Origin of the sequence: Alkalihalobacillus trypoxylicola (assembly GCF_001590785.1) — a bacterium.
Classification (GTDB): Bacteria; Bacillota; Bacilli; order Bacillales; family Bacillaceae_D; genus Alkalihalobacillus; species Alkalihalobacillus trypoxylicola.
Genome location: NZ_LTAO01000038.1, coordinates 103,920 through 117,319, shown reverse-complemented (window position 1 = coordinate 117,319; position 13,400 = coordinate 103,920). Strand labels below are relative to the sequence as shown.

Below are 13,400 nucleotides of genomic sequence, written 5' to 3'. Positions count from 1 at the left end.
AATTATCAGAAAGAAGGGTCCTTATGTTTCAAAATTATAACATGAACCAAGTGGTTTTGCCTTTAGATTTAGAAAGAAAACTTCAAGAAACTGATATTGCTTTTGCCATTCACCACTTAGTAGAAAGTATTCCAGATGAAGCGTTCTCTGTATTCCTTCGTGAAACCGGACGACCAGGCTATCACCCTCGCATGATGTTAAAAATCCTCTTATGTGGTTATACGCAATCAGCGTTTTCCGGTCGAAAAATTGAAGCTCTTGTGAAAGATAGTGTGCGTATGATGTGGCTTGCGCAAGGAGCTGAACCAAGTTACCGCTCCATTAACCGATTTCGTGCACATGATCGTATGAGCGAACTCTTACGTCAGTGCTTCGTTCAGTTTCGTACGAAACTGGTCCAAGAAAAACAGATTGAAGAAGAAGCTATTTTTATTGATGGAACGAAGTTAGAAGCGAACGCCAATAAATTCTCCTTTGTATGGAAAAAATCGGTGAATCGCTATTGTGAGAAGCTTATTGAAAAATCGATGTCCATGTATGATCGTGAAAGACCAAGTCATTCCAGCCATACAACAAGAGAACCCAGATACGCTGAGTACAAAAGAGATGGAAGCCATTCTTCACCATGTAGAGGGAGTGGTGGAAGAATTTGATCAACAAATCGAAGGGAGCCAAGATGTCGAGGAGCGGAAAAACTTACGTTTCAAACGCAAAGGACCTAAGCAGATAAGAAAGCAGCTCCGTGAGTTTGTTGAACGGAAACATAAATATGACCGAGCTGGTGTGATTTTTGGCGACCGAAACAGCTATTCCAAGACGGATGAAGCGGCGACGTTCATGCGCATGAAGGATGATTATATGAACAACGGTCAGTTAAAACCAGGTTACAATGTTCAAATTGCCACCGAAAACCAATATACACTTGCTTACGACATTTATCCCAACCCAACGGATACACGAACCCTTCTTCCTTTTTTAGAAACGATTGAAAGCCGTTATTTTGACCTACCTGAGTACATTGTGGCAGACGCTGGATATGGCAGTGAACAGAACTATCAAGAAATTATCGAACAAAAGCAACGCACCCCTCTCATTACCTATAGTACATATAGAAAAGAGCAAACAAAGAAACATCAGAATAATCCCTATCGCGCTGACCAATGGACGTATCACCAAAAGGAAGATTGCTTTATATGTCCAAACCAGCAACGTGTGACGTTTCAGTATGAATCCAAGAAGAAAGACCGTACAGGTTTTCAGAGAACTTTCCGAGTCTATAAATGTGAAAATTGTCACCTTTGCCCATTCCGTACGGAATGTACGACGGCAAAAGAAGGAAACCATCGACGAATCTATCGAAACGTAAAATGGGAATCCCAAAAATCGAAAATCCAAGATTGGCTTTCAAACGAAAAAACAGGTCACATCTATCGTAAACGCAAGATTGAGGTAGAACCAGTTTTTGGGAATTTGAAGGCAAATTTGCGTTTCACTCGTTTTTCGGTGAGAGGCAAAGCCAAGGTTCGTAATGAACTTGGCATTGCCCTTATGGCGGTGAACTTAAGAAAGTTCACCGCAGCCACCACCCAACTGCCTCTATTCACCTTAAAAAGAAGCAAAATGAAAGAGTGGGATGAACAAAAAAATGTTCATCCCACTCTTTTTTACGATTTAAGACCGGTTTTGTCTCGACCTCTTTCCTTTTCGACCGCTTTCCTTGTTCAGGCGCTGTTTCGGGTGAATAGAGCTTTTCCTTTTGACTCTTTTCCTGTTCCTCCACCTTTTTCGGGTGAATAGACGACTTCCTTTCGACCACTTTCCTGTTCCTCCACCTTTTGCGGGTGAATAGACGGCTCCCTTTTGACCGCTTTCCTGGTTGCGCTCGCTTTTCGGGTGAATAGTGCTCCTCCTTTTGACCTTTTTAATGCTGTGGCTGTCATTTCAGTCTAAATGACAGCTTCCTTTTGACCGCTTTTCTTAGCTGTGGCTGTCATTTCAGTCTAAATGACAGCTTCCTTTTGACCAGTTTCTTGGTCCACCGCCTTTTTCGGGTGAATAGCGCTTCTCCTTTTGACCTTTTTTAATTCAGTTGTCTTTCTTTTAAAAGTCCAGCAATCAAACTCCTTTAGCCTTTTTTATAAAGCAAAAAAAGGGCTGCACCCTGCAAGTCAATTCCTCGACTATAGGGGCAAACCCTTTGTATTAAGCTCCTACCACGATATTAATTAATTTCCCTGGTACGGCAATGATTTTTTTGACCGATTTACCGTCTAAAGCGTCTTGGACTTTCTCATCTGCTAACGCTAGTTCTTGCATTTGCTCTCTATTTGCATCCGCGGGTATGACTAGCTTTGCTTTTACTTTTCCATTTAATTGAACAACGACTTCTACTTCGTTTTCCACTAGCCATTTTTCATCATAATGAGGCCAAGATACATATGAAATACTATCTTCATGACCTAGCTTATGCCACAATTCTTCTGCTAAATGTGGAACGATTGGAGCTAATAATTTAACGAAGCCTTCGATTATTTCTTTTGGAAGTTTATCTTGCTTGTAAGCCTCATTTGTAAAGACCATCAATTGTGAAATCGCGACGTTAAATCTTAGTCCCTCAAGATCATCACTTACTTTTTTAACGGTTTGATGATAAACGCGAGTAAAATCATCGTTACTAATACAATCTTGAACAACATCACTTAGTTCATTGGTTTGTTCATTAATAAGTAAACGCCAAATCCTATCTAAAAATCTTCTAGAGCCATCTAATCCATTAGTTGACCAAGCGATCGAAGCATCCAAAGGTCCCATAAACATTTCATATAATCGAAGAGTATCTGCCCCATGGCTTTCCACTACTTCATCAGGATTTACTACGTTTCCTTTGGATTTACTCATCTTTTCATTGTTTTCGCCTAATATCATACCTTGATTATACAATTTTTGGAACGGCTCTTTCGTTGGAACCACTCCTATATCATATAAAAATTTGTGCCAAAAGCGTGCATATAATAAATGTAATACCGCGTGCTCTTGCCCACCGATATAAATATCAACTGGTAACCATTGTTTTAGCTTTTCTGGATCGGCAAGCATTTGGTCATTTTTAGGGTCAATATACCTTAAATAATACCAGCAGCTACCTGCCCAGTTTGGCATTGTATTCGTTTCGCGCCGTCCTTTCATCCCTGTTTCTGGGTCAACGACCTCTAACCATTCTTTATTGTTAGCAAGAGGTGATTCTCCCGTATCAGAAGGCCGGATTTCAGACATAAAAGGTAACGTTAATGGTAATTCCTCTTCTTTTAATGCTGTCATCGTGCCATCTTGCCAATGTATGATTGGAATCGGCTCTCCCCAGTACCTTTGGCGGCTAAATAACCAATCACGAAGACGATAAGTGACCTTTTTCGTCCCCAGTTCTTTCTCCTCTAACCAATCAATCATCTTTGTAATGGCTTCTTCTTTATATAGATCATTTAAGAAACCAGAATGAACATGCGGTCCATCTCCTATATAAGCTTCTTTAGATACATCTCCACCAGCCACAACTTCCTGAATAGACAGGTCGAACTTTTTAGCAAACTCATAGTCTCTTTCATCATGAGCTGGAACAGCCATAATAGCACCCGTTCCATAGCTTGCTAATACATAATCAGCAATCCAAACAGGGATTTTTTCTCCATTTGCGGGGTTAATTGCATAAGCTCCAGTGAAAACTCCTGTTTTATCCTTCGAAAGTTCTGTTCTTTCTAAATCACTTTTAGCAGCCACTTGCTCTTTATATAAAGCTACAGATTTTTGATATTCATCGGTCGTTATTTGATCGACATAAGGATGTTCCGGGGCTAGAACCATATAAGTAGCACCAAAAAGGGTATCTGGTCTCGTTGTAAAGACTGTAACCTGTTTTTCGTATCCATCTATTTGAAAGGTCACCTCTGCTCCTTCAGAGCGACCTATCCAATTTCTTTGCATATCCTTTATACTTTCTGGCCAATCTAAATCTTCTAAATCATCTATTAAACGATCCGCATAAGCCGTAATCTTCAGCATCCATTGTTTCATAGGGCGCCTAATTACTGGGTGTCCACCTCGTTCACTCTTTCCATCAATGACCTCTTCATTTGCTAGAACGGTACCAAGTGCTGGACACCAATTGACCGCTACCTCATCAAGATAAGCTAAATCATTTTCGTAAAGCTTTAGAAAAATCCACTGAGTCCACTTATAATAGTCCGCATCTGTAGTGGCAACTTCGCGATCCCAGTCATAGGAGAAACCTAATGATTTGATTTGTCGTCTGAAAGTATCAATATTTTTCTTTGTAAATTCTGCTGGATCATTTCCAGTATCTAATGCATATTGCTCTGCAGGTAATCCAAAAGCATCCCAACCCATTGGATGTAATACATTAAAACCCTGCATTCTTTTAAATCTAGCTAGAATATCGGTTGCTGTGTATCCCTCTGGATGCCCAACATGAAGACCTGCTCCAGATGGAAAGGGAAACATATCTAATGCATAGAATTTTTCCTTTTCTTGATCCTCAGTTGTCTGAAAAGTACGATTCTCTTCCCAAAATTGTTGCCATTTCTTTTCGATTTCCTTATGTGAAAAAGACATTCACAATTCCTCCTTCTTATCAAAACCATTCATTTCATGTTGAAATTAGTGTGTTTTACCTGTTTGGAAGTCTATTAAATACCGTTATGATGGAAAGACATAATAAAAAACTCCCATCCCAAAGACTATACAGTCAAGGGACGAGAGTTGATATATTTCCCGCGGTACCACCCAAATTAACAAGTTTACTACTTGTTCGCTTAAAACGGATAACGGCCGTGACCCGTTAAGAGTTACTTGAACGAGCGTTCACTCTTAAGACTGGAAGGGGAGTTCACTAATCTTTTTGACTGACTTGCACCAACCGTCAGCTCTCTAGTTTTTCCATATAATTAGCTACTAGACCTTCTTCAATGCCTTCTTTTCGTATTATTTGTATTGTATGAATAGAAAGGGGCTCTGTCAAGCACCTTTCATTGATTTTTTATTTAACTCTTCGTTATTTTTTGCCTTTCGCAATGGCTTATCATACAGCATAGCCGTTACTTGTGCAATTATAATAAAAACTAATAATACATAAATCATGATTTGAAATGAATAAAGATCTACTAACAATCCGCCAATTAATGGACCAATCATTTTTCCACTAGTTGATACACTGTTCACAATCCCTTGATAGGCTCCTTCTTTTCCTTTTGGTGCTAGTTGGTGAGCAATCGTAGGAACAACTGGCCAGAAAAACATCTCACCAATCGTTAATATAATCATCGCAACCATAAAACCGGAAAAGAATTCAACATGAGCTAGGATAGCATAGGAAACAAAAAACAATAGGATTCCAACAAACATTTGTCTTTTTAATGAGTTTACCCATTTTTTTATAAAAATAGACAGTATTGGTTGTGCTAAGACAATAAGGAGACCATTTACAGTCCAAAATAAACTATAGTCTCTTAAGCTTAATCCGATATTTTGTGTATGAACAGACACATTTGCTTGCCATTGGGTATAAGCTAACCAGCATATAAAGAAACTAACTAATACTAATGTAAGCGCTAGAATGGTAGGCTTATTTTTAGCTTTCAATGGAACTTCTGTTAATCCGACAGGTGAAACGGCTTCATTTTTTACGGAAAGCTTTCTAAACGTAATCGCTACAAATATGATAACAACCGTATACATGAGCGCATTTGCATAAAAAACAGCATAGAGTGGTAATGTTGCGATTAATCCAATACAAGCCGTGCCTAAGGCAACACCTAAATTTTGGGCTACATACATGTTATTAAACGGTTTTCTTCCACCCTCAGGCCATACACTACCAGCAAGAGCATACATAGCCGGAAACACAATACCTGAACCTAATCCTATTCCCATTAAACAAAGAGTATAGCCAATTATCGAGTGATAGCTGTTGGCTAAGATAAAGGTTGCTACTACGGCAATTGATAATCCACCCAAAATGGTGCGGTAAGCTCCTATTCGATCATAAAATCGACCGCCAAGTATATTACCAATTACACCCGTTCCAGAATGTAAAAATAAAATAAAGCCTGCTACCGTTAGTGATTTACCTAATTCCTGATGAATAATTAATGAATTCAGTGGCCATAAAAAAGAAGCCCCTGTAATTTGTATCGTTAGAGCTACGAGTAAATACCAAAGTGATTTAGGCATTATGTTATCTCCCTATCACATATATTTCGATTCCCTAAGTTAATATACTAGATGCCACTATAAAATACAACTATATTTAAACTTGATTGCTACTATTTTTCCATTGTCGAAAGAGTGATTGTTTTTTGGTTTCTTTAATCTGCCATGATAAAATAGAGAAAGCTTAAAGTATTAAAAGGATGAGAAAAAATGAAAATAGAAGATATGAATAAACCAACCTTTTTTGGAGAGAAGAGATACTACACTTGGAATCAGCATTTAAAAAATGAATTCGGTACAAAAGTATTTAAAATTCCTTTAGATGCGGGCTTCGACTGTCCGAATAGAGATGGAAAAGTGGCCTATGGTGGCTGTACCTTTTGTAGCGAACGAGGTTCTGGTGATTTTGCAGGAAACCGTGAAGATGACCTTATTACACAATTCCATACGATTAAAAACAGAATGCACCGCAAGTGGAAAGAAGGAAAATACATCGGTTATTTTCAAGCTTATACTAATACCTATGCACCCGTTGAAACGTTGAAAAGACTATATGAGCCGATTCTTGAACAAGAGGATGTTGTAGGTTTATCGATTGCCACTCGTCCCGATTGTTTGCCTGAGGATGTGGTGGAATATTTAGCTGAACTAAATAAACGGACCTATTTATGGGTAGAGCTTGGACTCCAAACGGTTCACGAAAAAACCGCTCAATTCATTAATCGCGCTCATGACTATTCTTGCTATAAAGAAGGAGTAGAAAAACTGCGGAAGCATGGAATTGCTGTGTGTTCACATATTATCAATGGCCTACCATTAGAAACACCAGAAATGATGCTAGAAACAGCCAAAGAAGTAGCCAAGCTAGATGTTCAAGGAATTAAAATTCACCTTCTTCATGTCCTAAAGAAAACTCCTCTTGCCAAACAATATGAAAAGGGACTTTTAGAGTTAATGGAAATGGATGATTATGTAAACCTTGTCGTCGATCAGCTAGAAATTCTACCACCTCATATGATGATTCATCGACTAACAGGGGATGGTCCTGGAGATTTAATGATAGGTCCAATGTGGAGCATGGGAAAATGGTCCGTATTAAACCGTATAGAAGCAGAATTAAAAAATCGAAATAGCTGGCAAGGCAAATTCTACAAAGGAGGGATATGAGCATGAAACTTTTAGGTATCCTTCCCTTCTCACGCTTTTTAATGGATCAAGCCTTAAATGAGGGTGATTATGCTATCGATTGTACAGCTGGAAATGGACATGACACTCTTACTTTGGCAAAGCTTGTTGGCGATAAAGGTCATGTATTTAGTCTAGATATTCAAAAGCAAGCTGTTGAGGCAACAGAAGAAAGACTTCTCAAGTCTGGTTATAGAAAAAGAGTTTCTCTTTTTCAACACAGTCATAGTGATTTAACTTCTATCATTCAGAAAGATGATTGGAAAAAGATTAAAGCAGCTGTTTTTAACCTTGGCTATCTCCCTGGTGGTGACAAATCTGTCGTCACACAGTCAGTTACAACGATAGAAGCCATTACATCCTTATTAGATCATTTACCTAAGAATGCATTTATTATTTTAGTCATTTATCACGGGCATGAAGAAGGAAAAAAAGAGCGGGACCGAATTCTTCCGTTTGTTCAAACACTTGAACAAGAAACATTTCATGTCCTTCAATACGGTTTCATCAATCAAGAAAATAATCCTCCTTTTATTATCGCTATCGAAAAAAGATAAGAATCTTTGTCTTGACATATTTAAATGTTTAGATAGAATAATTAAAAAAACTCCACAGAAGAGGTGCTCAAAATGACAACCATTTTAGATAAAATTCTTACGTATAATAAAACATTTGTCGAAGATAAAGAATATGAGCAATATCAAACGACCAAGTTTCCACAAAAAAAATTAGTCATTTTAACATGTATGGATACTAGATTAGTTGAGTTATTGCATCGTTCTATGGATTTGAAAAATGGTGACGCCAAAATTATTCGCAATGCGGGAGCTGTTATTTCACATCCATTCGGTTCTATTATGCGAAGCATCTTAGTTGCCTTAATTGAATTAAAAGCAGAAGAAGTGCTTATTGTCGGCCATCATGGCTGTGGTATGACGGGATTAGAGCCCAATGGTGTGATTGAAAAGCTTAAATCAAGAGGAGTAGATGTCAATACAATAGATTCACTTGAATATAGTGGCGTTGATGTAAAAAAATTCCTATCTGGTTTTGCAAATGTAGAGGACAATGTTTTACATAGCGTAAAAATGGTTAAAAATCACCCTTTACTACCTAATGATGTTCCAGTTCATGGCTTAGTCATTCATCCTGAAACGGGTGAGCTCGACTTATTAGTTGATGGATATAGCAAGTGATTCAGAAGGGACTGGGACAAAAACTGTTTTAAAATCATTACATTAGAGAAACGATGTGTGTAATGGATACAAACATCAATAACAAACAACGAACCCTCCTTCTCGAAAAAAGGAGGGTTTTTTTGAACAGGCAGATTCCCTATGGAATACGTAAGCGAGCGAACAGCTAGTCACCTATCAGGTGTGGAATCATTCTTTCGTGAGTGAGTATTGTCACAGTCTCTTTTTATTTATCACGTCTATATATCCAGCCATTTAAATAAAACAGGATAGTAGGAAGCCCTCCCAGCTTTATTAATTGCTTAGATTTTTTTTTCAATTCTTTATTTCGTTGTACCTTTTCATCCGACATATAAATGGCAATCATTCCACGCCATATATTTCGATGAAATTTCGGATCAGGTAAAGTTAGCAAGGATTCCTCTGCCTTTTGAACAAAGAAGCGAAATCTCTCCTTCATCTCTTCCTCACTTTTATAATAGGTTAAAAAGTTTAATTCATCATCTACCCTATCTTCTTCTTGATCAATAAAATAATCTAAAAGTAAGTGAACCCCTTGAACCCAGGGATAATAACCATTTTTTATCTGATTTGCTTGTTCTAACGTAAGTTGTTCCATGGTTGAATAGGTAGCCAAAGAATAAATACCTAATGTTGAGCCGGTACATGCCGAAAACTCAAACCATGTCATCGTAGGAATTTCCTCTTTATATTGAACAAACCATTCTTTTAATCGTGAAAGTCTTTCTTCACTTTTTACATGCTTATGCACTTGAAGATCACTGTACAGCTCACTTAAAAGCAGCATGTTGTTTTGCACCACTCTAAAAGATGGGAAAGAAATCAAAATTTGCTGACAGGTTTCAATTAATTCATGTAGATAGCCACCATCATCTTGCTCTAAACGATATTGATAGTAATTAGTCAATGGTTCACCCGGAGTTAACGCTGCTTGCAAGGCATTGTGTAAGGACCTAAAATCTTTAGGATCTTGATAGTCACTTTGATCACATAAATTATCAAGATAATCACACATGATTTGATAAGCTATAATAAATTGAATCAGTTCATCAAACCGTTCTCGGGCAAGTAGCCCAAAAACCCCGCCGCCTTCGCAATGGAATTCCTTTTTTTCAAGAGCGTCTAACGCTTGTTTACGAAGTTCTGGGTCTGGTATCTCTTCGGCTCGTTCCTTCCATTGATTATAATATCTATGTACAGTAGGCAATACATCTCGATATATATTGATTAATAATGGGATAGGGTGAGTTGGGACTTTCAAGAGTATAGCCTCCTTCAAAAATTGCTCTTCCATACGTTATCATAAAATCGTTATAACAACAATTCCCTGACGAAAGAGCTATTCCTTAATGCTCTAGTAAATTAATTAGTCCTATTGCATATCGGAACACTACTTCTCTTTCTGGTTCATTAAAGATTTCATGATACAAACCATCCCACTCTTTATAATGCTTCTCTTTCACATCCAAGCTATCAAACCAATCTTTCACATCATATTTATTAACGATAAAATCATCGCCTGCTTGTAATACCATAATCGGTAGATCAGGCATTTTTTCCGGATATCGATTCGCTACATGCATCGCCTTACTCAATTCACGATACCATCTAACTGAAACTTTACTCACTCGAAGTTCATCCTTTAGATAAAGCTCTCTAATTTCATCATTTCTAGTGACGTGCTCTGTTTTTATACCAGAGTGCACAGTTAAACCTGGACTTACCCGATGTAAAGCTTTTGACATCATTTCCTTCCCTTGTGAAGGAGGTTTGTAAAGCCCTAGACATGGTGAAGAGAGAATAAGTCCTTTAACAGGGGTTTTCTTTCTTTCCATCACATATCTAATCGCGATTAGTCCACCCATGCTGTGTCCGAATAAATAAATCGGATAAGGCTTATTCATCGCTTCTTCCATCCATTCATCAATCGTATCTAAATATTGAGAGAAATGATTAATATGTCCCCTTTTCCCTCTCGTTTTCCCTTGACCTGGCAAATCCCCCATAATTACATCTATACCATGTTCATTCCATTTTTGTGCTAACCATTCATATCGGCCATGATGTTCACCAGCACCATGTATCATGATGATTGTGGCCCGTGCATCCTCGGTGTTAAATGTCCACATCTTGATGACTCTCCTTTCTCTAAAAAAATTGAGAACAAAAGGTTTTATTGATTGATCATACTTAATTTTATCTTAAAAGAAAAGCTTTTGCTTGATTTCTTATGTATATGAATCAATTTAACCATTCATATCTTATCATGATAACCGAGCGGTTAGGTTTTGATTTTCACTTTAGGTAGATGCTTTCCCAAGGGCTTGTCTTCAGCTAACTCTGACTACGCAGAGCTTCGCCAGAGTACTGCGCTGATCCTTTGGGAGTCACTACCTACCGTTTCAATCAAGAATTTCATTCGCAAACGTTTAAAACATATTTTATAAGAAACGTTCGGTTTTATTCACTTATAGAGCAATTATGAAATTCAATCATATTCATAAAATTAGCGCTTTTACCATACATTTTTTGATAAAATAAACATAACTTTTACATTTCAAGTAGAAAGGGCGATAGATTAATGATTTATAAGTACAATCATAAAAGTCCAGAAATAGCAGATAGTGCTTTTATTGCTGATTATGTGACGATTACCGGTGATGTCAAAATTGGTGAGCTATCTACCGTGTGGTTTCAAACGGTGATAAGAGGAGATGTGGCTCCAACTATTATCGGAAACCGCGTCAATATTCAAGATCAATCAATGCTTCACCAAAGTCCCAACTTGCCTCTTATTATTGAAGACGATGTGACCGTTGGACACCAAGCCTTACTTCATAGTTGTATCATTAGGAAAAACGCCTTAATAGGAATGGGCTCTACCATTTTAGATGGTGCCGAAATTGAAGAAGGTGCTTTTATCGGTGCAGGAAGTCTTGTCCCACAGGGCAAAAAGATACCAGCGAACTGCTTGGCCTTCGGACGACCAGCGAAAGTAATTCGAGAACTCACGGAGAAAGATAAAGAAGATATGAAGAGAATTCGTGAAGAGTATGTTGAGAAAGGACAATATTATAAATTACAGAAAAAATAGAATGTATATAAATGATAATTTTTCTCAATAATAAAAAAGGGAAAGACGATACTCTTCCCCTTTTTAATCTTTAAATACCTTCAGGTTCAAACGTTTTACAATCCGTTTCTTCCGTGCGATTCGCTTGCTTCCCTTTATGACTCACTACATAAATACGATCGGCACTACATTTGTTTCCATCATCCCAAAATACGCAGTTATTCACTTCACATAATACATCTGTCGCCATTTTCACTTCACCTCCTAGTATCATTTTTACCGAATGATGAAATGACCATACTTCTATAGGAGGAATTTTAAAAGTTAAATATGGCTGATTCTAACAGAAAGTGACTTTATTAAATGACATGAAAAAAGCTAAGGAGTATAACCTTAGCTTTTTTGTATGAACAATTATTTTTCTAAATACGCTTGCTCTTTTAAAATAGCTGCTTTGTCTGTCACTTCCCAAGGTAAGTCAAGGTCACGACGACCAAAGTGACCATATGCAGCCGTTTGCTTATAAATGGGTCTACGCAAATCAAGCATTTTAATAATTCCCGCTGGACGTAAATCGAAATGGTTTGAAACGATTTTTACTAAGACTTCTTCAGATACTTTACCAGTTCCAAACGTATCAATTGAAATAGAGACAGGCTGAGCAACTCCAATTGCATAAGCTAATTGTACTTCACATTTTTCCGCAAGCTCAGCAGCTACAATATTTTTCGCCACGTATCGAGCTGCATATGCTCCTGAACGGTCAACCTTTGTTGCATCCTTACCAGAAAAGGCACCCCCGCCATGTCTTGCAAAACCACCATATGTATCTACAATAATTTTGCGACCAGTTAAACCAGCATCTCCCTGCGGACCACCGATAACGAATCGGCCAGTCGGGTTAATAAAGTATTTCGTTTTGTCATCAATCAAGCCTTCTGGAACTACTTCATTAATAACATGTTTTTTCAAATCAGTTTCGATTTGCTTCAGTGTTATATCAGGATGATGCTGAGTAGAAATAACAATGGTATCTACTCTCTCAGGTTTTCCATCTTCATTATATTCAACCGTAACCTGTGTTTTCCCATCTGGTCTTAAGTATTTAAGTAGCTCATTTTTTCTAACCTCAGCTAAACGGCGTGCTAATTTATGACTTAAAGAAATCGGCAAAGGCATCAATTCATCCGTTTCGTTTGTTGCATAACCAAACATTAAACCTTGGTCACCAGCACCAATTGCTTCGATTTCCTCTTCCGTCATTTGACCCTCACGAGCCTCTAGTGCTTGATTGACCCCTTGAGCTATGTCTGCTGATTGCTCATCTATAGATGTTAACACCGCACAAGTTTCCGCATCAAAGCCGTATTTAGCTCTTGTATAACCAATCCCTTTAATCGTATCTCTTACAACCTTCGGAATATCAACATATGTATTGGTTGTAATTTCCCCAGCTACCAATACTAAGCCAGTATTTACAGATGTTTCACATGCTACTCGAGCATTTGGATCACTTTTTAAAATTTCATCTAAAATAGCATCGGAAATTTGATCACACATTTTATCTGGATGCCCTTCCGTTACTGATTCTGATGTAAATAAACGTCTACTTTTTAATACCATTTCATGCATTCCTCCTCTGCACAACAAATCGATTATGTGCGAATTATAATAACGGCACTCATTTCCGATTGAATGGGAGT

10 protein-coding genes, 1 pseudogene and 1 other annotated feature are annotated in these 13,400 nt (G+C 37.8%); of the genes and pseudogenes, 5 read left to right on the top strand and 6 right to left on the bottom strand.

The genetic code is table 11. The features are described from left to right. Positions 1-23: 23 nt before the first annotated feature. Positions 24-1,797: pseudogene (locus AZF04_RS20825) on the top strand (IS1182 family transposase). A gap of 405 nt (positions 1,798-2,202) precedes the next feature. Here AZF04_RS20825 and leuS read toward each other — a convergent pair. Beyond that, positions 2,203-4,626 (bottom strand): leucine--tRNA ligase, encoded by a 2,424-nt coding sequence (gene leuS, locus AZF04_RS18885; protein ID WP_061950110.1) that lies wholly within the window; start codon positions 4,624-4,626, stop codon positions 2,203-2,205. A 133-nt stretch (positions 4,627-4,759) separates the two neighbouring features. After that, positions 4,760-4,989: a binding site (T-box leader), on the bottom strand. A 39-nt stretch (positions 4,990-5,028) separates the two neighbouring features. After that, positions 5,029-6,243 carry an MDR family MFS transporter gene (locus AZF04_RS18880; RefSeq protein ID WP_061950109.1) on the bottom strand — a complete coding sequence of 405 codons (1,215 nt, stop codon included), beginning with the start codon at positions 6,241-6,243 and terminating at the stop codon, positions 5,029-5,031. A 189-nt stretch (positions 6,244-6,432) separates the two neighbouring features. On the opposite strand from AZF04_RS18880, the gene AZF04_RS18875 reads away from it, so the two are divergent. The 3 genes from AZF04_RS18875 to AZF04_RS18865 all read left to right on the top strand — a co-directional run bounded on the left by AZF04_RS18875 (position 6,433) and on the right by AZF04_RS18865 (position 8,603). Then, positions 6,433-7,389, top strand: coding sequence for a TIGR01212 family radical SAM protein (locus AZF04_RS18875; protein WP_235600035.1), 957 nt, complete (start codon positions 6,433-6,435; stop codon positions 7,387-7,389). Between the two features lie 2 nt (positions 7,390-7,391). Next, positions 7,392-7,964, top strand: a complete 573-nt coding sequence (locus AZF04_RS18870) for a class I SAM-dependent methyltransferase (protein ID WP_061950108.1) — start codon at positions 7,392-7,394, stop codon at positions 7,962-7,964. A gap of 72 nt (positions 7,965-8,036) precedes the next feature. Then, a complete protein-coding gene (locus AZF04_RS18865; RefSeq protein WP_061950107.1) occupies positions 8,037-8,603 on the top strand; it encodes a beta-class carbonic anhydrase in 567 nt (188 codons plus the stop codon). Positions 8,604-8,829: 226 nt separating this feature from the next. Here the strand turns inward: AZF04_RS18865 and AZF04_RS18860 are convergent, their stop codons facing one another. After that, positions 8,830-9,885, bottom strand: coding sequence for a tetraprenyl-beta-curcumene synthase family protein (locus AZF04_RS18860; RefSeq protein ID WP_061950106.1), 1,056 nt, complete (start codon positions 9,883-9,885; stop codon positions 8,830-8,832). A gap of 85 nt (positions 9,886-9,970) precedes the next feature. Continuing rightward, positions 9,971-10,753 (bottom strand): alpha/beta hydrolase, encoded by a 783-nt coding sequence (locus AZF04_RS18855; RefSeq protein ID WP_061950105.1) that lies wholly within the window; start codon positions 10,751-10,753, stop codon positions 9,971-9,973. A gap of 452 nt (positions 10,754-11,205) precedes the next feature. Here AZF04_RS18855 and AZF04_RS18850 point away from each other — a divergent pair, with 452 nt between their 5' ends. After that, positions 11,206-11,718, top strand: a complete 513-nt coding sequence (locus AZF04_RS18850; RefSeq protein WP_061950104.1) for a gamma carbonic anhydrase — start codon at positions 11,206-11,208, stop codon at positions 11,716-11,718. Between the two features lie 70 nt (positions 11,719-11,788). Here the strand turns inward: AZF04_RS18850 and AZF04_RS20455 are convergent, their stop codons facing one another. Both AZF04_RS20455 and metK read right to left on the bottom strand, forming a co-directional pair. Then, positions 11,789-11,947: a DUF1540 domain-containing protein gene (locus AZF04_RS20455; RefSeq protein ID WP_064504239.1), complete on the bottom strand. Its 159-nt coding sequence runs from the start codon at positions 11,945-11,947 to the stop codon at positions 11,789-11,791. A 164-nt stretch (positions 11,948-12,111) separates the two neighbouring features. Continuing rightward, positions 12,112-13,320: a methionine adenosyltransferase gene (gene metK / locus AZF04_RS18845; protein ID WP_045480950.1), complete on the bottom strand. Its 1,209-nt coding sequence runs from the start codon at positions 13,318-13,320 to the stop codon at positions 12,112-12,114. Positions 13,321-13,400: the final 80 nt, after the last annotated feature.

What these genes read in the sequence shown, in the direction of transcription:
- leuS (WP_061950110.1), bottom strand. Translation starts at nt 4,626, where the DNA reads ATGTCTTTTTCACATAAGGAAATCGAAAAGAAATGGCAACAATTTTGG.
- metK (WP_045480950.1), bottom strand. Translation starts at nt 13,320, where the DNA reads ATGGTATTAAAAAGTAGACGTTTATTTACATCAGAATCAGTAACGGAA.
- AZF04_RS18865 (WP_061950107.1), top strand. Translation starts at nt 8,037, where the DNA reads ATGACAACCATTTTAGATAAAATTCTTACGTATAATAAAACATTTGTC.
- AZF04_RS18870 (WP_061950108.1), top strand. Translation starts at nt 7,392, where the DNA reads ATGAAACTTTTAGGTATCCTTCCCTTCTCACGCTTTTTAATGGATCAA.
- AZF04_RS18875 (WP_235600035.1), top strand. Translation starts at nt 6,433, where the DNA reads ATGAAAATAGAAGATATGAATAAACCAACCTTTTTTGGAGAGAAGAGA.
- AZF04_RS20455 (WP_064504239.1), bottom strand. Translation starts at nt 11,947, where the DNA reads ATGGCGACAGATGTATTATGTGAAGTGAATAACTGCGTATTTTGGGAT.
- AZF04_RS18850 (WP_061950104.1), top strand. Translation starts at nt 11,206, where the DNA reads ATGATTTATAAGTACAATCATAAAAGTCCAGAAATAGCAGATAGTGCT.
- AZF04_RS18855 (WP_061950105.1), bottom strand. Translation starts at nt 10,753, where the DNA reads ATGTGGACATTTAACACCGAGGATGCACGGGCCACAATCATCATGATA.
- AZF04_RS18880 (WP_061950109.1), bottom strand. Translation starts at nt 6,243, where the DNA reads ATGCCTAAATCACTTTGGTATTTACTCGTAGCTCTAACGATACAAATT.